The 19,110-nt window shown below is 63.5% G+C and carries 16 protein-coding genes and 1 pseudogene; 2 read left to right on the top strand and 15 right to left on the bottom strand.

Translation table 11 applies throughout. The features are described 5' to 3' along the window. The first annotated feature begins 10 nt into the window (after positions 1-10). Together IC66_RS0100150 and IC66_RS42960 are read left to right on the top strand one after the other, a co-directional pair. Positions 11-1,315, top strand: coding sequence for an ABC transporter substrate-binding protein (locus tag IC66_RS0100150; RefSeq protein ID WP_038946235.1), 1,305 nt, complete (start codon positions 11-13; stop codon positions 1,313-1,315). Between the two features lie 70 nt (positions 1,316-1,385). Beyond that, on the top strand, positions 1,386-3,005 hold the full coding sequence (locus IC66_RS42960) for an inositol monophosphatase family protein (protein WP_063712052.1): 1,620 nt from the start codon (positions 1,386-1,388) through the stop codon (positions 3,003-3,005). A gap of 7 nt (positions 3,006-3,012) precedes the next feature. Here IC66_RS42960 and IC66_RS0100140 read toward each other — a convergent pair whose 3' ends face one another. From IC66_RS0100140 to IC66_RS46000, 15 genes and pseudogenes are all read right to left on the bottom strand, one after another. Then, entirely contained in the window at positions 3,013-3,390 is a 378-nt protein-coding gene (locus IC66_RS0100140) for an NUDIX hydrolase (RefSeq protein ID WP_038946233.1), read from the bottom strand. A gap of 41 nt (positions 3,391-3,431) precedes the next feature. After that, entirely contained in the window at positions 3,432-4,451 is a 1,020-nt protein-coding gene (locus tag IC66_RS0100135; protein ID WP_028145350.1) for a zinc-dependent alcohol dehydrogenase, read from the bottom strand. A gap of 150 nt (positions 4,452-4,601) precedes the next feature. Next, on the bottom strand, positions 4,602-5,549 hold the full coding sequence (locus tag IC66_RS0100130) for a sugar-binding transcriptional regulator (RefSeq protein ID WP_197905462.1): 948 nt from the start codon (positions 5,547-5,549) through the stop codon (positions 4,602-4,604). 97 nt (positions 5,550-5,646) lie between these two features. Then, positions 5,647-7,176 carry an alkaline phosphatase D family protein gene (locus IC66_RS0100125; RefSeq protein WP_038946232.1) on the bottom strand — a complete coding sequence of 510 codons (1,530 nt, stop codon included), beginning with the start codon at positions 7,174-7,176 and terminating at the stop codon, positions 5,647-5,649. Then, positions 7,173-7,934, bottom strand: a complete 762-nt coding sequence (locus IC66_RS0100120) for a glycerophosphodiester phosphodiesterase family protein (RefSeq protein ID WP_028145353.1) — start codon at positions 7,932-7,934, stop codon at positions 7,173-7,175. The genes IC66_RS0100125 and IC66_RS0100120 overlap by 4 nt, the downstream gene beginning before the upstream one ends. Before the next feature lie 9 nt (positions 7,935-7,943). Next, positions 7,944-8,864: an ABC transporter permease subunit gene (locus tag IC66_RS0100115; protein ID WP_028145354.1), complete on the bottom strand. Its 921-nt coding sequence runs from the start codon at positions 8,862-8,864 to the stop codon at positions 7,944-7,946. 4 nt (positions 8,865-8,868) lie between these two features. Next, positions 8,869-9,906 carry an ABC transporter permease subunit gene (locus IC66_RS0100110; protein WP_083859247.1) on the bottom strand — a complete coding sequence of 346 codons (1,038 nt, stop codon included), beginning with the start codon at positions 9,904-9,906 and terminating at the stop codon, positions 8,869-8,871. Continuing rightward, on the bottom strand, positions 9,903-11,234 hold the full coding sequence (locus IC66_RS0100105) for an extracellular solute-binding protein (protein WP_063615352.1): 1,332 nt from the start codon (positions 11,232-11,234) through the stop codon (positions 9,903-9,905). Before IC66_RS0100105 ends, IC66_RS0100110 begins: the two co-directional genes overlap by 4 nt. 168 nt (positions 11,235-11,402) lie before the next feature. After that, positions 11,403-13,028 carry an FGGY-family carbohydrate kinase gene (locus tag IC66_RS0100100; protein ID WP_038946229.1) on the bottom strand — a complete coding sequence of 542 codons (1,626 nt, stop codon included), beginning with the start codon at positions 13,026-13,028 and terminating at the stop codon, positions 11,403-11,405. Between the two features lie 22 nt (positions 13,029-13,050). Next, complete coding sequence (locus tag IC66_RS0100095) at positions 13,051-13,779, bottom strand: SDR family oxidoreductase (RefSeq protein WP_038946228.1); 729 nt, start codon at positions 13,777-13,779, stop codon at positions 13,051-13,053. 27 nt (positions 13,780-13,806) lie between these two features. Continuing rightward, positions 13,807-15,063 (bottom strand): sugar ABC transporter permease, encoded by a 1,257-nt coding sequence (locus tag IC66_RS0100090; RefSeq protein WP_038946227.1) that lies wholly within the window; start codon positions 15,061-15,063, stop codon positions 13,807-13,809. Further along, positions 15,060-15,884: an ATP-binding cassette domain-containing protein gene (locus IC66_RS0100085; RefSeq protein WP_038946225.1), complete on the bottom strand. Its 825-nt coding sequence runs from the start codon at positions 15,882-15,884 to the stop codon at positions 15,060-15,062. The genes IC66_RS0100090 and IC66_RS0100085 overlap by 4 nt, the downstream gene beginning before the upstream one ends. A 60-nt stretch (positions 15,885-15,944) precedes the next feature. Next, on the bottom strand, positions 15,945-17,018 hold the full coding sequence (locus IC66_RS0100080; protein WP_028145361.1) for an ABC transporter substrate-binding protein: 1,074 nt from the start codon (positions 17,016-17,018) through the stop codon (positions 15,945-15,947). A gap of 200 nt (positions 17,019-17,218) precedes the next feature. After that, positions 17,219-18,103 carry an AraC family transcriptional regulator gene (locus tag IC66_RS0100075; RefSeq protein WP_038946224.1) on the bottom strand — a complete coding sequence of 295 codons (885 nt, stop codon included), beginning with the start codon at positions 18,101-18,103 and terminating at the stop codon, positions 17,219-17,221. 238 nt (positions 18,104-18,341) lie between these two features. Further along, positions 18,342-19,110 (bottom strand): annotated as a pseudogene (locus tag IC66_RS46000) (LuxR C-terminal-related transcriptional regulator); the annotation flags it as partial.

Below are 19,110 nucleotides of genomic sequence, written 5' to 3'. Positions count from 1 at the left end.
AGACACCGTCATGCTGCATCGCCGAGACCTCCTGAAAAGCGCCGCGGCCGTTGGGACGACCGCGCTTTCAAGCCCGCTCCTGACGCGATCGGCCCACGCGCAGGACGTTACGCTGGATGTCCTTTATGCCTTTCCTGCCTTCGCGAAATTCCATGAGCCGATCGCCCAGGAGTTCATGAAGCGGCAGTCGGGCATCAAGATCCAGTTCCGGGCGCCGGCGGCGAGCTATGACGAAGGTCATCAGACCATGCTGCGGCAGGCCGTCACCAACCAGCTGCCCGACGTCTACTATTCGGGTTATCACCTCCTCGCCGAGCTCGTGCGCACGCTGGTGAAACGCAACCAGATCACCGAGGTCGCCTCGCTGCTGCAGAAGGAGGACGCCGCCTGGCGCAAGGCCAACTATTCCGACGGAATCCTGGCCCTCGGGGCGGTCGACGGCAAGATCTACGGCCTCGCATTCAATGCGTCGCTGCCGGTCATCTATTTCAACACGCAGCTCGTGAAGGAGGCGGGCGGCGATCCGGACAGGATGCCCGACAACTGGACGGACATGATCGCGCTCGCCGTCAACATCAAGAGCAAGGGATCCGATGTCGCCGGCATAGCCTATAACATCCATGACTGGCCCGACGACTGGCTGTTCCGTTCCCTGATCCTGCAAGGTGGCGGGCAGATGCTCGACGCGTCGGAAACCACTGCCGGTTTCGGCAAGGATGCCGGGCTGAAGGCTCTGGTCCACTGCCGGCGGTTCGTGGCCGATGCCAAGATGCCGCTGATCGATTGGGACTCCTCGCGCCAGCAGTTCATCGCCGGGAAAATCGGCATCTTCGCCGACACGCCGGCCCGGTTGCGCCAGGTCACGGATCTGATCGGCGACAAGTTCACCTTGCGCACCTGCACCTTCCCGATCGACGACAAGCAGAAAGGTGGGCTGCCCACCGGCGGCAACGCGGCAATCATCACGGCGAAAGATCCGGCGAAGCAGCGGGCCGCCTGGGAGTTCCTGAAATTCGTGAGCGGACCTGAAGCGCAGAAAATCGTGGTGGAGACTACGGGCTACATGCCGACCAATTTGCGCGCCTCGGGGCCCGACTTCCTGGCTCCGTTTTACGACAAGAACCCGAACTTCCGCACCGTGTCGCAGCAGATCGAGCGCGCGAAGCCATGGCAGGGCTATCCGGGCGGACAGTCCGTGAAGATCTGGCGCACGCAGCGCGAGATCATCCATGCCGTCATGCGCGGCGAGACGACCGCCGAGGCCGGGCTCGATCGCATGGTCAAGGAAAGCAACGCCTTGATGAAGAGTTCGTAAGCAACGGACAGCCGGCCACAGCAGGTGACCAAGCGCTGTTAAAGGCCCTTCTCCCCGGAACAGGACTCCCGTGTTCATCATTGCCCAGCTGAGCGATTTCCATGTGCGCCCGCATGGCAGGAAAGCTTACGGCGACATCGATACCAACGCGATGTTTCACGACGCGATCGACGCCGTGCTGAACCTCGGTCCGGAACCCGACTGCGTCGTGGTCAGCGGCGATCTGACCGACTGCGGGCTCGAGGAGGAATACGAGATTGTCGCCGCCGGCCTGGCAAGGCTGCCGATGCCGGTATTCGTCATTCCCGGCAACCACGACCGGCGCGAGCAGTTCATACGGTCGCTGCGACCACGCCACCGCTATCTTCCGTCCGACGGCTTCATCAACTTTGTCGTGGATGAGTTCCCGGTCCGGCTGATTTTCCTCGACAGCGTCGAGGTCGGACAGATCCACGGGACCTTCTGCGCGGCGCGGCAACAATGGCTGCGCGAAGTGCTCGCGGAAGGCCCCAGCAAGCCGACGGTCATTATCATTCATCATCCGCCGTTCCTCGTCGGAGCCGACGGAATGGACGAGCTGGGTATCAGCGACGCTACAGCGCTCAACGCAATCATCAAGGACCATCCGGACACCGAACGTGTGCTGTGCGGTCACTATCACCGCTCGATCACGGTGCGCTACGCGGGGACCGTGGGCTATGTGGCGCCGAGCACGGCGCACCAGGTCGCGCTCGACCTGCAGCCAGGTCGTGGTAACCGCTTCATCAAGGAGCCGCCGGGATTTGCCTTGCATTGTTGGCGGCCGGACATGGGCATCAGCAGCCATCTCGTCCCGATCGGAGACTTTGGTCGTCCGTTCGACATCGCGCCCGATCGGGACGATCCGGGAACCGAGGAGCGCAAGAGCCTTCCGACGCTGCTATGGCGCGCAGAGGCCGTCGTTGCTGAGGCTGCAGCCAGGTTGGTCGCGATGCAATCCACGCCGCTACGCACAGAGCGCAAGGACGGGCTCGATATCGTCACCGAGGCGGATCTTGCCTCCGAGGCGATCGTCGTCGCGGGCTTGAAGGCGCTGACGCCGGATGCCGGCATCCTGGCCGAGGAGAGCGGCGCGAGCCAAGGGGACAATGCGGCGCGCTGGATCATCGATCCGCTCGACGGCACGATCAACTACGCGCAGGGACTGCCGTGGTTTTCCGTGACGGTCGCCTACGAGGTCGACGGTGAGACGAAACTTGGCCTGATCAACGCTCCCAAGATCGGACTGACTGCGCGCTATCTCGCGGGGGCAGGCGCAACGATCGATGGCGTGCCCGCCCGCGTCTCCACGACGCGTTCGCTGTCAGATGCGGTCGTCTCGGTGATTCTGACCTCGCATTTCTCGCCCGACGAAGTCCAGCGGACGACGCGTGTAATCGAACTGCTCGGCAAAGTGGCGCGCGGCGTGCGTATCGTCGTCTCGGGCGCCTTCGAGACGACGATGGTGGCCTCGGGTCTCCTGGACGGCTTTGTCTCATTGAAAGCCGACATCGTTTCGCACGCTGCCGCGTTGCCGATGGTGTGGGCCGGCGGCGGGAAGGTCACGACACTGACGGGGCGCCCGTGCCGCAACGACGATCTCGACAAGATCGCCTCCAACGGATTGATCCATGAGGAACTGCTGACTCTCCTGCGCCAGGCGCTGCGATGACGGAGTTTTATCTCGGAAACAGCTTATCGCGGATGTAGCGCGACGTCGGGGTCAGTCTGGCGCCGCGCGGCTTGCGCCAAACCGCTCGATCGATCTCCTTCTTGTCGCCGACCTTCAGGCGCCCCGACACCTTCTTGGCCAGGAAGATCGCATCACTCATCCGCCGGCCGGTTCGGCTCTTTCTCGCCTTCACTTCCTTCCATAGTTTCAACGGCCCGAGCTTCAGCTTGGGAAGCTCCTCCTTGATCTCGCGACGAAGGCATCTCCTGTCGCTCTCGCCTGCTCGCCTTCGGCCGCCGGGAAACATCCAGAGCCCGTCGCGCCTGCGTCTGACCATCAGGACGCGTCCCTTTCTTGCGACGACCAGCTTCGACGATTTCGCCATTGGCACCAGTCCTGCCGAGCACTTGCGAGAGAGCGCTCAATCTACGGGCAGATGATCGCCTTGATGATGCCGTCGCGCCGCGCGACCTGCTGCTCGAACGCGGCAGGCGTCTGGTCGAGCGAGAAACGATGCGTGGCCAGCGGCGCCAGCTTGACCTGCCCGCCTTGCGCAAGCGCGATGGCGCGCGGATAAACTTCCGGCATGCGCCGTGAAAACTTGATCGACAGGCCCTTTCGACGCGACTCCGCGCCGCTGAGGACGTACTGATTATTCTCCGGGATGCCGACGAGGACGACTCGGCCACCGATGCGGGCGCAGCGGGCCGCATGCTCGAAGCCGTGCGATGAGTCGGTTGCCTCGATCACCAGATCGACGCCGCGGCCTTCGGTGGCGTCCCCGACCTCGGCGTAGCTGCGGCACGCCACGTCCGCCCCGAGATCACAGGCCAGTGCAGTACGCTGCTCGACGGGGTCGATCGCGATGATCTTTCCGCTACCTGCAAGCCGCGCCAGTTGCACGAGCAGCAATCCCACCGGCCCGCAGCCGAGCACCGCCACGCTTTCCAGAAGCCGCGGGCGCGCCAGATCCATCGCATGGATCGCGACGCCAAGCGTCTCCAGGATCGCCGCGCCGGCCGGGTCGATGCTGTCAGGCACCAGATGCACGGCGGATCGGGGCACACAGACGAATTCGGCCATGGCGCCGTTGTGAGGCGCGTAGCCCAGGAATTTCACGTTGGGGCAGAGATTGGTGTGACCGCGGTGACACCATTCGCAACGGCCGCAGGGAATGGAAGGATCGACCGCCACCAACGCGTCGGCCGAGAACCCCGCTTTTCGCGCCGAGTCCGGCGTGAGGACACCCGAGAACTCATGGCCCAGGACGAACGGCCTGACTTGGGTCGGGCCAGTTGTTCCGCCCTCGAGATAGGAATGCAAATCGCTGCCGCAAACGCCGACAGCCTTGACGCGGATGATGAGTTCGTCCTCCGCGAGCGGCTTCGGCTCGGGGATATCGAGGACTCGGATGTCACGAATGTCCTGGAGCACCGCAGCGCGCATGTCGACGCCATCCTTCTGAGCAGTTGTCCCCCTCATATTACATATGTAATCCTTAGGTGACAAATGCTTTTGCACGCCGTTCGGCGCGCACGGGGGCCTCGCGCCCTCGGTGCCGAAGGCGTGGATCCCCTCTTCGTTGTGAGAAAGCGGTTATTTCTGCTTGTCGATCAGTTTCAGCGCGGCGACGGCGGTGTTCTCGTCCGTCACCAGCACCTTGCCGATCCGCCCGCGCAGCACCGCGGCGATGATCGGCGCCTTGTTGAGCCCCCCGGCGATCAGCATCGACGTCGGCACCCGCGCCAGCTTCTCGAGCGGCAGCGCAATGGCGCGGCTGTTGATGCCGTGATCTATGGGCCGGCCGGTCTTGTCGAGAAATTGCGCCAGGACGTCGCCGACGGCGCCTGCCGCCCGCAGGTGCTCGGCACGAACGTCCGGCGGCAGCCCATGCCGCATCAGCAGCGAGCGCGGCGTCAGATCTCCCATGCTCAACAGCGCTAGATCGATCTTCTCAACGCTGTTCAGCACCTCCTGATAGACCTCCTGGGCCAGGAAGGTGTCGCGCGAGCGCCGGCTGCTGACAAAGATCGGGGCGGCCAGATAGCTGCACTGGGCGTGCAGCCGGTGCGCGAGCTCACCCGCAATCTCGAAGGTGTTGAGCTCGAGTCCACGCGACAGGCCCCCCATCATGGAGACGATGGAGAGCTCGGGATAGTCCGCCGGCGTGACGTAACGGATGGTCTCACGCAAGGTCGCGCCCCATCCGATACCGATGATGCGCGGCCGCTTCTGTTCGAGGAATTTCGATAAATACGCGCCCGCCGCCATCCCGATCAGGCTGCCGACCTGCTCGGGATTCCCCGGGCTCGGGATGACGACCGCGTCCTCCAGACCGCATTCCCGGCGCAGGCGGTGCTCCAGCTCCGTGCAGCTCGCAAAGGCGGAGTTGAGGCGGATGTTGACGATACCGGTCTGCCGGGCATCCGACAGCATGCGATTGACGCGGGCGCGGGTCAGCCCCAGCCGCTCGCCGATCTCGGCCTGGGTCAGGTTCTCCATGTAGTAGAGCCAAGCGACCCGCAGGATGGTTTGATCAGTCACGGCGCAGCCCCCCGCAGCGGCCCCAAGGCACAGTCAGACGTCGGAGCATTTGAGGCGATCTTTCGTTGGTCGTCAAATCTCTGCGATGCGGATTTCGTCATGCGGCCTTCGCGCCCGGCACGCCATCCTCGACCACAAAGCTCGTCAGCCGGCGCACCGCGCTCGCGGCATCCTTGACGTCGTCGAGCGCCTCGAATCCCACAGTGCAACGCCGGGCGTCGAGCTCCACGGTCGCATAGCCGCGCTTGTCGCCTCGCGCGTAGACCAGATGCGGATTCTCCGCCAGCGCCTTGCGCACGCTGGCTTCGCTCGGACCGTCTGAGGTGATCGACGTGCCGACGAACTCGGTCGCAATGGTCGGTCGATCTGGCCGGGCGAAATCATGCTTCAGATCGGCGGCAAAGAAGGCGTGACGGTCGCCGCCGATCACGATCGGATTGCGTCGGCGTTGCGCCACGAGCGAATCGAGGAGACGGCGGCGGGCGTTGGGATAGCCGTCCCAGCCGTCCATCCAGAAGTGAGCACCATCGTCCCCTTCCCGCTTGTCCTGCGCCATCAATGTCTGCTGCGCGACGATCGTCCAACGGCCGCGACAGTCGCGCAGGCGGGCATCGAGCCACTGTTCCTGTTGTTCGCCGAGCATTGTCCGCGCTTCATCCGTCCGGCTCGCACAGTCAGCCACCCAGGTCGGACGCCCGCTTCCGACGCAGGCCGATGCCGAGCGATATTGCCGGTCGTCGAGCAGCAGCACGTCGAGCATCTCGCCGAAGCGATAGTGTTCATAGATCGTGGCGTCGGCGCCGCGCGGGCGCGCCGAGGGAGGCAGCGGCATGTGCTCGTAATAGGCCTGATAGGCTGCCGCACGGATCTTGAGGAACTGAGCAGCATCGCGCGCCGTATAGGAGCGATCATTGGCATAATCGTCCATCACCTCGTGGTCGTCCCAGACCGAAAGCCAGGGAAAGGCAGCGTGCGCGGCTTGCAGGTCGGGATCGCTCTTGTAGAGCGCGTAGCGGTTGCGGAATTCCTCGAGCGTCGTCGGAATTCCGACGCCATGCTGGCGGACGTGGCGCGATCCCCAGGATTTCTCGTAGATATAGTCGCCCAGATGTACGACGAGGTCGAGATCACGCGCGGCCATGTCGCGGTAGGCGGTAAAATAGCCTTGCTCGTATTGCTGGCAGGATGCGAAAGCAAAACGGAACGTCCGCCCCGAGCCGGCCGGCGCCGTTTGCGTGCGTCCGATCGGGCTAAGCGCAGGGCCGGCACGGAAGCGATACCAGTAGACGCGGTCCGGCCGCAGCCCCGTCACCTCGGCATGCACGGAATGCGCAAGCTCCGCGGTCGTCCGCACGACGCCGCGGGAGGCGATGCGCGAGAAGGCCTCGTCCTCCGCAACCTGCCATTCGACGTCCACTGCCGCGTCCCGCATGCCGCCGCCCTCGAGCGGCTGCGGAGCAAGGCGGGTCCACAGGATGACCCGATCCTCCCGCGGGCATCCGGACGCAACACCGAGCGTGAACGGATCCGCGCTGAACGAAACCGGCGCTCCCCGCACGAACCCGGCGGGTGCAGCCAAGGCGGCGCTCGCCAGCGATCCCACGAGAAAGCGGCGGCGGGGAATCATGGGCGCGCCGGCATCGTTTCGAGCCTGCGGCGAATGCTCACGGCGATATCCGGCCGATCGGTCGTGATCTGCCGCACCGGTTGCGAGAGCCAATAGGCGATATCCTCCGGCTCGTTAGTCACCCATGCGCCAAGGCGCTCGGATCCGAGCACCTTGAGGGCGAGCGGCAACGCGAGCCCCAGGAGTGATTTTTCGACCGCGACAATGCAGCCGGGAATGGCGGCCAATCGCGTCAGCGCAGGCTCAATTCCGCCCATCATCTCCGCCGAACGACGGTCGAGCGAAACGAGCACCCGCGCCTCCGGCCACAGCCGGAGCACGGTCTCGATCACGCCGGGCACGAAGCAGGTGATGATTGCACGCCGTTCCAGGCCCCGGCGCTTGATCTGGTCGATCAGCCTCGCTTCGAGGCCCGAATAGGAATTGCCAAGCGCATCCGTCTTGATCTCGATGTGGAGCTCAAGCGTGGTTTCGCTGAACACGTCGAGCACCTCGTCCAAGGTCGGAATGCACTCATCGCCCGCATCACGAAGACGCATTGCCGTCAAGCGTTGCAGGCTGCGCTCGCCCACCGGTCCGCTCTCGAATGTGGTGCGGTCGAGCAGCGGATCATGGATCACGACGACACCGCCATCCGTGCTCTGATGGACGTCGAACTCGACTGCGTCGACCCCTTCCCTGCACAGGTTGCGGAAGCCCGTCAGGCTGTTCTCTGGCCAAAGATTGCGTCCGCCGCGATGCCCGGCGATGAAAACCATGATCAGTCCCTATTTGCTGCTGTCGACAAGACCCTTGATGAACCAGCGTTGCAACAGCAGGACGACCAACACCGGCGGCAACATCGTGAGGAGCGCACCACTCATGGCGATGTTCCAGGCTGGCTCGCTGTCGGAGCGGGGAATCAGGCCCTTCAACGCAATGACCGCCGTTGCCATCTCCTTATCGGTCGTGAACAGCAAAGGCCAGAGATATTGATTCCAGCCGAACAGGAACAGGATGATGGCGAGCGCCACCATGTTCGGCACGGATAGCGGCAGCAGGATGCTCCAGAAGAAGTGCAGCGGCGAGGCGCCATCCAGCCTCGCCGCCTCGCACAGCTCCTCCGGGATCGTCAGGAAGAATTGGCGAAACAGGAACGTGGCGGTGGCCGAGGCGATCAGCGGAAGGATCAGCCCCGGATAGGTGTTGACCATGTTCCATTCGAGCGCGATCGCGACCTCGTGCCCGCTGATCCAGCGCCAGAGATCGGCGACACGCAGCGTATCCAAGAGCCATTGCAGCGGCAGCGCGGCATTTGCCACGGCTTCGAAGGTCGGCACGATCCGGACCTCGATCGGCAGCATCAGCGACATGAAGATCAGCCAGAATGCGAGCATTCGATAGCGGAATCGGAAGTAGGTGATGGCGAAGGCCGAGAGCAGCGATACCGCGATCTTGCCGGCCGTGATGCCGAGCGCCACGATAATCGAATTCGTGAAGGTGCGGCTGAAATTGCCCTTGCTCCAGGCCAGCTGCAGATTGTCGAAGAACTGGCCTCCCGGCAGCCATGGCAACGGCACCTTCTGCACCTCGGCCACCGTGAGCGAGCCGGCCACGAACGCGAAATACAGGGGTATGCAGACCGTCAGTGCGCCCGCGATCAGGATCGCGTGGCAGAGCATGTTAAGGACCGGTGAGCGTTCCACCATGCGGCTAGACCCCGTAATTGACCTTGCGGTCGAAGTAGCGGAATTGCAGCAGCGTGCAGATCAGCGCAAAGCTCATCAAGAGAACCGACTGTGCAGCCGAAGAGCCGAGATCGAGATTGACGAAGCCGTCGACGAAGACCTTGTAGACCAGAATGTTGGTTGCACCGGCCGGGCCGCCTTTGGTTACGGCATCGATGATGGCGAAGGTTTCGAAGAAGCCATAGATGAAATTCATCACCGTGAGGAAGAAGATGGTGGGCCCGAGCATCGGCAGCGCGATCGAGACGAAGCGGCGGATCGGTCCCGCGCCATCCACGGCGGCAGCCTCCATCAGCGACACCGGCACCGCGAGCAGCCCCACGACCAGAAAGATATAATCGTAGCAGATGTGCTTCCATGACGCGGCCAGTGTCACCAGGATCAGCGCATCGGTCGGATTGAGGTTGGGGTCCCATGCAATACCGAGCCCGTGCAGCACCTGCGCGAGCGGGCCGACCGCCGGATTGAACAGGAAGGCCCACAGGATGCCGGCGATCGCGGGCGCAATGGCATATGGCAGCAGGATGATCGTGCGATAGGCCGAACGGCCACGCACGATCCTGTCGGTGGCAAAGGCCAGCACGAGCGCGCTGCCCAATGTGAGCACGTTCTGCGCCACCGTGAACCAGAACGTCACCGCGATCGACTGGCGGTAGTCGCTGCTCGCAAGCAGCGTCTTGAAATTATCGAACCACACGAACTGAACGTTGGTCCCGAACGGATCGCTGAGCAGAACGGACTGCATCAGCGCCCGCAGCGACGGAATGAAGAAGAAGAACAGCAGGATCAGCAATTGCGGCAGCAAGAGCAAAGTCGGCAGGCCCGGACTGTCGCCGAAATTGGCGCGCTTCAGTCCGGCCTCCTCACGCGGCCGCCTTCTGCTCGACCGACGCGAGCCGCCGGCGACTGCCGCCGGCACGGCCTTGAACCCACCGCCCCCGTGCCTTCCCTGAAGCACGGGTGCGCGTGCCTCGCGCCATGGGATGGACAGGCGCAACGTCATGGACGCTCGGTTTCCGGAGTCTTTCCGGCATTCAGCTTTTCGAACTGCCGCAGGATCTCGTTACCCCGCTTGACCGCGTCATCCATGGCCTGCTGCGGCTGCTTCTGACCGGCGAACACCGCCTCGACCTCCTGGCGCTGGGCCAGCATCGTCTGCACGAAGTTGCCGAAGCGAAAGCCGCGGGAGTTCTCGTTCGGCGTGCCGCGCGAGAGCTGCAGCACCGCGATCTCCCTGGTCGGATGATCCTTGTAGTAGCCCCGCTCCCGCGCGACCGCATAGGCGCGATTGGTGGCGGGAACATAGCCGGTTGCGCCATGCCACCAGACCTGGGTTTCCGGCTGCGCGACGAAATCCAGAAAGGCTGCGACGGCCTCGTATCGCTCCGGCGTGTGGCCCTTCATGACCCAGATGGCCCCACCCCCGATCGTGCTGTTGAGAGGCGGATTGATGTCGCTCTCGTGCGGCAGGAAGGTGGCGCTCCAATTGATGGTCGCATTGCGCTCGATGTTGCCGTGCGAGGCGGTCGAATTGACGAAGGTCGAGCACCGCCCCGACGTGAACAATTGTTCCGGACTGAAGCCCTGACCCGCGATCTGCATCACGCCGTCATCGAGCCATTTCTTGAGCCGCGCGACTTGCGACACCACCTTCGTCTTGTTGTAGACGAACTCGGTGCCGAGCCCGTCGAAGCCGTTCGCTAGCGTACCGTAGGGCTGATTGTTGATGGCGCTGTAGTTCTCGAGCAGGCTCCAGTAGAAATCGCCTGGCAGGACCGTGCCGCACTCGCTGATCCCCTTGGACTTGATGGTGTAGAGCTGCTTCTCCAGCTCCTGCCAGGTGTCGGCCGGCTTGTCGAAGCCGGCCTTCTGGAAGTGATCCTTGTTGTACCAGAAGATCGGCGTCGACGAGTTGAAGGGCATCGCCGACATCCGGCCCTTGTAGCTCCAGAAGCTTGCGACGGGCTTGATGAAGTCCGAGAAGTCGATCTTGTAACCTTTCTGCTCCACCAAATCCTGCACGGGGACAATGGCCCCTGAAAGCAGCATCGTCATGTAACCGCGCTCGGCGATCTGCACCATCTCCGGCGGCCGCTTGGCGCGATAGGCGGCGATCACCCCGTTGGTCACCTCGTCATAGTTCCCCTTGGCGACCGCGACGATCGTGTACTTGTCCTGCGACTTGTTGAACTTCTCGACCAGCTCATTGAGCCGATCGCCGAGGACGCCACTCATGGCGTGCCACCACTGGACCTCGACCCGCGCCTGCGCCGGACCCACCAATGCCAACGCGCCGAACAAGGCCGCAATGAATGCGACTTTCCTACCCATGGGCAGCCCTCCCTTCGCCGGACAAAAATGCCCGTCATATACATTTGTATTCTTACAATGACATATGTGTCGAGATGATGAAAGAGGGGCGAATGCCCTTTCCTACGCAGGCAGCGCCGACGTGGATGCAAGCCGTGCCTGGATACGCCCGGTCCAGCTGGCAATGGGCTACGAAGCGCTTCTGATTGCCCGACCGACCTTCTGCAGGGCCTCGAAAGCTCGAAAGCGCCGATCGGCCCAGTCTGCGAGAGCGGCCTGGGGTCGAGAGATGTCTCCCAGAACCGACATCGCCTCCATCGCCTCGCCGAGATTGGCATGATCGCCCGATGCAACTGATCCAAGCATGGCGGAGCCGAGCAGGACGGCCTCCGGGGATGCCGACGCAGCCACCGTCAAACCCGTCATATCGGCGAGGATCTGCCGCACAAGGCGGCTCTTTGCGGCGCCCCCGCTGACCACGATCGTATCGACCGCGATGCCCTTGTCCTGCTGGGCGCGAACGATCTGCCTGGCCCCGCAACCGAGACCGCACAGGCCGGCAAGATAAAGCGCCAGCAAGCTCTCCAGATCCGAGCGCATATCGAGCCCGGCAATCAGCGCACGCGCTTCGGGGTCCGCGAACGGCGCGCGATTGCCGAGGAACTCGGGGACGACATGAACCTCGCCGACCAATTGCGGAATCATTCCGTCACCGCCGCGGGATTCGGTTTCCGAAGCGAGCCAATCGGCAAGCGTCTGCTGCTTCTGGCGTGCCGCCTGCGTCGCTTGCGCGGAATGCGGATGCATCTGCAACAGATGCTCGATGGCAGCGCCGGCGGCCGACTGCCCGCCTTCATTAAGCCAAAGCCCGGGCACCATGGCGGAGAAATAGGGTCCCCACACGCCGGGGACGAAGGACGGATCCGGCGTGGTCGTCATGGTACAGGCGGACGTTCCGAACACATAGGCCATGCGCGTCAGCACCGTGCCCGCCGTGCCGCGCGCGCCCACCGTACCAACACCGCCGGCATGTGCATCGATGAGGCCGGCAGCGACCGGCGTACTCGTCGCGAGTCCGAGATCGGCCGCAGCCTCCGCCGTCAGGCCCGCCGCAAGCCTCGTTCCGCCGGGCACGATCTCGGTGCCGATCCTGCGGAACTGCTCGTCCGCCAGCACGCCGAGGCCGACCCTGCGGAAGAATTGATCGTCCCAGCGGTTTTCGTGGCCCAGATAGGTCCACTTGCACGTCACGGTACAGATGGAGCGAGACAGGCTCCCCGTCGCACGCCAGGTGAGAAAATCGCTCAAGTCCATGAATTGCCACGCACGGGAAAACGTATCGGGCATGTTTTCGGCGAGCCACAACAGTTTCGGCGTCTCCATCTCGGGGGAGATCGTTCCGCCGACATAGTCGAGAACCGTCTCGCCCGTCTGGTTGATCCGGCGAGCCTGATCGGCGGCGCGGTGATCCATCCATACGATGACATTGCGAGCAGGATCGCCGGACGGCCCGACGGGCAGCGGCGCGCCCCCTTCGCCCAGCACCACCAGCGAGCAGGTCGCGTCGAAGCCGATGCCGGCGATGCAGTCCGGCGCGATGCCGGCCTGCGCCACCGCGCCGCGCACGCTACGGCATACGGCACGCCAGATGTCCTCGCTCGAGTGCTCGACGATGTCGCCTGCCTCCCGCCAAAGTGCGATGGGAGCGTTGTCACTCGCAAGGAGCTTGCCCGAGCGATCGAACACGCCGGCCCGCGCGCTGCCGGTGCCGACATCGATGCCAAGAAAATGGCGGTCATCGGATTGTTTGGTCATCTGGATCGCCAATCGGAGAACGCTACAGATCGTTGCTCTGCGGCAGAATGACGAGGTCGCGGATGGTGACGTTCCTCGGACGCGTCAACATGAAAAGCACCGCCTCTGCGACCTCCACCGGCTGCATCAAGCCACCTGCCGCCATTTCTTCCTCGATCTTCTCTTTGGGCCAGTCTTTGATGAGCGCGGTCACGACCGGACCGGGTGCAACGGCGCCGACGCGCAAACCGTGTTTGGCGACCTGGCGGCGCAGCGTATGCACGAAAGCCTGCACTGCGTGCTTGGAGGCGGTATAGATCGGCTCCCAGACCACGGGGACGAGACCTGCGATCGAACTGGTGACGATGATGTCGCCGCTTTTGCGTTCGACCATATGCGGCAGCACCGCATGGATCGACCGGAACAGCGCATTGATGTTCAAATTGAGCATGCGGTCCCAGGCGTCGGGATCGCCGCCAAGCACCTCACCGCCGACATAGGCACCTGCATTCGCATGGAAGATGTCCAGCTGGCCCGCCTTCTCCAGCACCTGCGGCATCACGGCTCGCATGCTCTCGGGATCGGTGAGGTCGATGCGTAACGGAATCGCCTGATCGCCCAGCTCCACGCAGGCTTTGCTCAGCGCCTCCTCCGCCCGATCGATCAGCACCACCCGCGCGCCCGCGCCGATCAAAGCTCTGGCGCATTCGAGACCGATGCCCGATGCGGCTCCGGTGATCGCGGCAACTTTTCCTGCAAGTTCCTGGGCCAAGGCTTGTCCTTTTCTTGTTCGAGTTATTCAAGCTCGGCCATGGGAGAGACGCGAGCGCCGTGCCAGCGAATCGACAATGACCGCAATGGCAAGGACCGCACCCGTAATCATGTACCGTAGCGACGAGGAGAGATCGAGCAGCGTCAGGCCGCTCGCGATGGATTGGATGACGATCACGCCGAGCAGAGCGGAATAGGCGGTCCCTCGACCGCCGAACAGGCTCGTGCCACCGATGACCGCGGCGGCGATCGCGTTGAGGTTCACATCCCCGGTCCCGGCCTGCTGGCTGGAAGATGCCAGCCGCGCCGCGGCAAGAATGCCGCCGGCCGCCGCCAGCGTGGAGCAAAGCACGAACGCGGTCAGATAGACCCGGCGAACGTTGATGCCGGCCCGGCGGGCCGCCTCGCGATTGCCGCCGACGGCAGACATCGAGCGGCCCCATTTGGTCCGCGTCAACGCGTAGTTCATGACCACGCACAGGCCGACAAACAGACCGAACATCCACGGAATGCCGCGGCCGAGATTGAGATAATAGACGACGAATTCGAGCATGACGGTGACCAGCAGCGCCTTCAGCACCATGCGGCCGAGCGAACTGGCCGATAGCCCCGCCTGCCGCCGGCGCATCGCTGTGCGATAGCTGGTCACGAACATCACAAGGCTCGCAACCGCCGCCAGCACGTAGGACACGATTGGCGGCATGACGAGCATCTGCCCGAAATTGACCAGTGGCGATCCGTACGGAAGGTTGATCGAGCCCGAGGAGCCGAGCAGATACAGCTGCAGGCCGAGCCAACCCAGCAGGCCCGCCAGGGTCGAGACGAAGCTCGGCATCCCCAGGCGATTGAACAGGAATGCGTAGAGCGCGCCGATGGCAGCGCCCAGCACCAACGCCGTGACGATCGCCACAGCGACGGGCCAATCCTGACCGACCCAAAGCACGCCGACGAGCGCTGAAGCGAACCCGCTCACCGAACCGACCGAGAGGTCGATCTCGCCGACCATCAGGATACAGACGATGCCCAGGGAGATCACCCCCACCGTCGAACAATCGAACAGCAAATTGACCAGATTGTTAGGCGCCAGAAAAACAGGATTGAGACTCTCGAACGCCGTGCAGATGACAATGAGCCCGACGACCACCGGCAGCGAACCGAGGTCGCCCGACCGCACGCGGTCCACAAAGGCGCTGACCGTATTGCCGAGCGTATCCGCGTGCCTGACCCGCTCGTCGCTGCGGTCGAGCAGGCGCGCGGTCGAAATCTGTTGCGTGTCGTCGGTCATCGCCCAAGCTCCGGCGACTGATGGGCCCGGCGCCGGCTGGCGCGGCGCGAGACCGAGTTTTCGTCCGCACCGGTGATCGCGGTGACGAGATCCTGGTTGGAAGCGTCGGGCTCGAACTCGCCGTTGTTGCGGCCGAGGCGCAGCACCACGATCCGGTCCGCGACCGCGCGGACGTCCTCCATGTTGTGGCTGATCATGATGACGCCGAGGCCGCGGGCGCGGACGCGCTCGACGAGGTCGAGCACCTCGGCGGTTTGGGCGACGCCGAGCGCGGCGGTGGGCTCGTCGAGCAGGATGAGCTTCGGCTCGGTCAGCAGTGAACGCGCGATCGCCACGGTCTGGCGCTGTCCGCCGGAGAGCGAAGCAACCGGCTCACGCACGCTCGGGATCCGCGCCGACAATTCGTTGAGCAGCGTCCAGGCGCGGAGCTCCATGGAGACCTCGTCGAGCCGCATCGGATTGAGCTCGCGGCCGAGGAAGATATTTGCGACCACATCAAGATTCTCGCAGAGCGCAAGGTCCTGGAACACGGTGGCGATACCAAGACCGAGCGCCGCGGCGGGATCGGATAGGGTGACAGGCTCGCCGCCGAAGGCGATCGATCCAGAGCTGGGCTGGTGCACGCCGGCAAGGATCTTCACCAGCGTGGATTTTCCAGCACCGTTGTCGCCCACGAGCGCCACGACCTCGCCGGCATGCACGTCGAGATCGACGTTGGTCAGGGCGGACACGGCGCCGAAATGCTTGGAAATTCCGCGAAGACTCAAGACCGGCTTGCGCGGTCCACCCTGCGCGTGATCGACATCCGAGATCGTGGTCATGTGCCAGTCCGTCCTCTCGTCGTTCGTCCCGGCCGCCGCGAGCGGCCGGGACGGACGCAGTTACTGCGTGATGCCGAGCTTCTTGCAGCCGGCGGCATAGCGGCCCGTGCAAAGTTGATCGGCCGTCTGGATCTTCTTGTCGATGATCTCCGCCTTCAGGTTCTCCTGAGTGACGACCGCCGGCACGAACAGCTTCGACGGCGCATTGAAGAGCGTGGTTTCCGCCTTGGGTGTCTCGCCGGAGAGGAACTTCACCGCGGCCTGGGCCGCCGCGGCGGCCACGATCTCACTGGGCTTGGAGATCGTGTTGTACTGATCGCCGGCGATGACGAGCTGAAGCGCGGCGATCGTCGCATCGTTGCCCGTCACCGGCGGCACTGGATCGACGCCAGCGGCCTTGAAGGCGGCAATTGCGCCGCCGCCGGTGCCGTCATTGGCCGCCACGACGCCGAGAATCTTCTTGCCAAAGCGAGTGACCTGGCCGCTCGCCCATTGCTGCGCCTTCGGCGGCGCCCAGTCCGGCGTGTCGTATTCGGCGAGAATTGGATAGCCGCTCTTGTCGAGACCGGCGTGAATGCCCTTCTTGATGAGCCCCGCGGCGGCATCGGTCGGCGATCCATTGATCTCAAGCACGCCCTCACCTTCCTTCGCCGTGACGTTGGCGGCCTTCAGATGCTTGATGAGCGATTCGGAGATGGCCTTGCCGATGGCTTCGTTATCGAAGGAGACGTAGAAATCGACCTTGGCGTCCGGGACCGGCCGGTCATAGGCAATGACCTTGATGCCCTGCGACTGTGCCATCTTGACCAGGGAGGCGGCGGCGGTCGAGTCGACGGGGTCGAGCACAATCACCTTGGCGCCCTGCGAGATGACCGAGTTGAACTGCTGTTGCTGCCGTGTGGCATCAGCACTGGCGTTCTGATAGATCACCTTGCAACTTGCGCAGAGCTTCTTCATCTCCGCAGCGAAGCCCGGATAGTCATGTTGTTCGTAGCGGGTGGACGCCTGATCCGGCATCAGGAAGGCAACGGTCGCGTCCTTCACCTCTGCGGCCTGCGAGAACATGGCTGTTGTGCCAAGCAGCGACAGGGCCAGGGCCAGTGTGCCCGTATGTTTCGGGGAGAACCTTTTCATTCGGACTTTCCTTTCCAGAACTAGAGTGCTGTGGTTGATCCTTGAAGACGGGCCTTCGCGGCTCCCGTCACCGGCGGCGATGAGTGCCGGTGCTCCGAAGCCGCGCAGAATTCCTGGACAAGCGATTCCTGTCGCGGGCTGCCATCGGCATGCCCGCGTCATTCTTCCCGTGGTGGTCTCCTCCTTTGCTTTTTCGCCGGCTAGGCCGCGCGTGCCGCATTGATGTTCTGCGCGAGCAATCGCCTGAAGCGCGAAGGCGGCATGCCTTTCTCGGCCAAAAACTGCCGGTTGAAATTGGAGAGATTGTTGAAGCCGACCTCGAAGCAGATGTCGGTGATCGACGCCTGCTCGTCGCTCATCAGGATCTGGCAGGCGAGATTGATGCGCAGCCGCTTGACGTATTGCACCAGCGACATGCCCGTGTGCCGGCGGAAGGAGCGCGAAAACGCGCTCTGCGATTGGCCGGCGATGGCCGCAAGCTCGGCTTCACCGAAAGGCTGCGTCAGGTTCTGCCGGATGAAGGCGAGCGCCTTGTTCATCCCCGCGGACATGTATCCCGAGGGGTCAGGCAAATAGTTCGGGCTCGAGAGCGGCCGCGCGCTTCGGGCGCGGGAGAGCGTTCCCAGGATCATCAGGAACAGCTCGATCCGGCGCACACCGTTCGCCGTCGCGATCTCCTCCATGAGTGGGGCGACCGCTTCGCTTGTGCTGCGGGTGAAAAGCGCGCCGCGGCGGGAGAATTCCAGCAGCGAGGCAAGGCCCGAAAGCTCAGGCATGACCTTTATCAGGTCGCCGATGAATTCTTCGCTGAACTGGAGGACGCGTCCTCGCAGCGGAATGGTGGTCTCCGCCGGCAGATCGCTCACCCAATTGTGCGGCAGGTTGGGGCCGGTAAGAACGAGATTGCCCGGTTCGAATTCGCCGATGAAGTCGCCGACGAAATACCGACCGCTGGTCGCCACGACCTGGTGCAGCTCGTATTCTGGATGGAAATGCCAGCGGACCGTGTGGAATGGGTAGCCGTGCGACCACGCCTTGAACGACTCGCCGCGCCGTATCTGGACAACTTCCAGGTCCGGTTCCATATCCGCTCCCCTTCGGGCCGGTGCGGTTTTTGACGATCCGCCCCTGTTCCCTTGTCGGCTGAATTTGCTCAGCGCTTCCTCTCGTTAGGGATCGTAGCGACCGGTATCCGGGCCCGCCACCACGATTTCAATGTGCAACTGATACTTTTTTGATGTGCAGCACACAGCGGCCCCGTAACCGGGTAGCCGCAAGGACGGTGGATGCGGAGGGCTCCCACATCTGTAACGATGGGACGCTTCAAATCAGCAAGTCATGAGGCGCGGGTACAACGGCGTGATGCGGAACGTTATGAACGGGGACGACCGCGTGTTCGTCCAGTGCATCAGGGATCGATTTGCCGATGGTGTGGAGGTCCACTTCCTGACCGGGCGGAACGTGCCGACCTGGCGGGCCATCAAGCTCAACTACCGCGCCGAATGTGGGAGGAGTCGCATAGCTATCGAAGCGAAACGCCAATTCCGCACCCCCAATCTCGAAGGCAACTTTAGCCGGCTGTACGGGGTCCAACGCGGTTGCAGCAGGTTGCGCAGCCTGCGGCCAGTTTCCGGAGTCACCGCCATTTGCGACGCTCGGTTTGACCATCTCAGCTGCTTCGGGTGCGTCTTTAGAGCCATGTAAATCGTGCTCGGAGTTGCCATGCTCCACGACGGTCGGTTCTTCCCCGGCTGACGCTCCCGCAACATCCAAGACCGGAGCTTGATGCTCGGCGCCATTTCCCGGCGCGAAGCCAGCCTCAGTCAACTCTGTGGCTGCCGCCTTTGCAGGCCCGTGCTGTGAGTCACCGCGGCCCTCGCTACCGGCCGTTGCGATGCTCGGCTCATCGAGCTCAGCTGCTTCAGGTGCGTCTGAAAAACTTGAGTGCCCCGAATTTCCGCGTTCCACGCCATCGGCTTCTGCCGTCTTCGCTGAACCCGGCGAAGCATCCGAAGCCGGGAAATGATGCTCGTTGTCGTTACCGAAGCTGTGTCCTTGCACAGAACCAGATTCAGTCAGCTCTGTGGCTGCT

Origin of the sequence: Bradyrhizobium genomosp. III (assembly GCF_000261705.1) — a bacterium.
Taxonomy (GTDB): Bacteria; Pseudomonadota; Alphaproteobacteria; order Rhizobiales; family Xanthobacteraceae; genus Bradyrhizobium; species Bradyrhizobium ottawaense.
The sequence above is the reverse complement of the archived record's forward strand: the minus strand, read 5'-3'. Positions and strand labels throughout refer to the sequence as shown.

Bases quoted from the DNA above. Each gene is read 5' to 3' on its own strand.
- IC66_RS0100120 (WP_028145353.1), bottom strand. From the start codon at position 7,934: ATGGTTTTCATCGCCGGGCATCGCGGCGGACGCAATCTTTGGCCAGAG.
- IC66_RS0100140 (WP_038946233.1), bottom strand. From the start codon at position 3,390: ATGGCGAAATCGTCGAAGCTGGTCGTCGCAAGAAAGGGACGCGTCCTG.
- IC66_RS0100115 (WP_028145354.1), bottom strand. From the start codon at position 8,864: ATGGTGGAACGCTCACCGGTCCTTAACATGCTCTGCCACGCGATCCTG.
- IC66_RS0100150 (WP_038946235.1), top strand. From the start codon at position 11: ATGCTGCATCGCCGAGACCTCCTGAAAAGCGCCGCGGCCGTTGGGACG.
- IC66_RS0100080 (WP_028145361.1), bottom strand. From the start codon at position 17,018: ATGAAAAGGTTCTCCCCGAAACATACGGGCACACTGGCCCTGGCCCTG.
- IC66_RS0100105 (WP_063615352.1), bottom strand. From the start codon at position 11,234: ATGGGTAGGAAAGTCGCATTCATTGCGGCCTTGTTCGGCGCGTTGGCA.
- IC66_RS0100090 (WP_038946227.1), bottom strand. From the start codon at position 15,063: ATGACCGACGACACGCAACAGATTTCGACCGCGCGCCTGCTCGACCGC.
- IC66_RS0100135 (WP_028145350.1), bottom strand. From the start codon at position 4,451: ATGCGCGCTGCGGTGCTCCAGGACATTCGTGACATCCGAGTCCTCGAT.
- IC66_RS0100085 (WP_038946225.1), bottom strand. From the start codon at position 15,884: ATGACCACGATCTCGGATGTCGATCACGCGCAGGGTGGACCGCGCAAG.
- IC66_RS0100110 (WP_083859247.1), bottom strand. From the start codon at position 9,906: ATGACGTTGCGCCTGTCCATCCCATGGCGCGAGGCACGCGCACCCGTG.
- IC66_RS0100075 (WP_038946224.1), bottom strand. From the start codon at position 18,103: ATGGAACCGGACCTGGAAGTTGTCCAGATACGGCGCGGCGAGTCGTTC.
- IC66_RS0100125 (WP_038946232.1), bottom strand. From the start codon at position 7,176: ATGATTCCCCGCCGCCGCTTTCTCGTGGGATCGCTGGCGAGCGCCGCC.
- IC66_RS0100100 (WP_038946229.1), bottom strand. From the start codon at position 13,028: ATGACCAAACAATCCGATGACCGCCATTTTCTTGGCATCGATGTCGGC.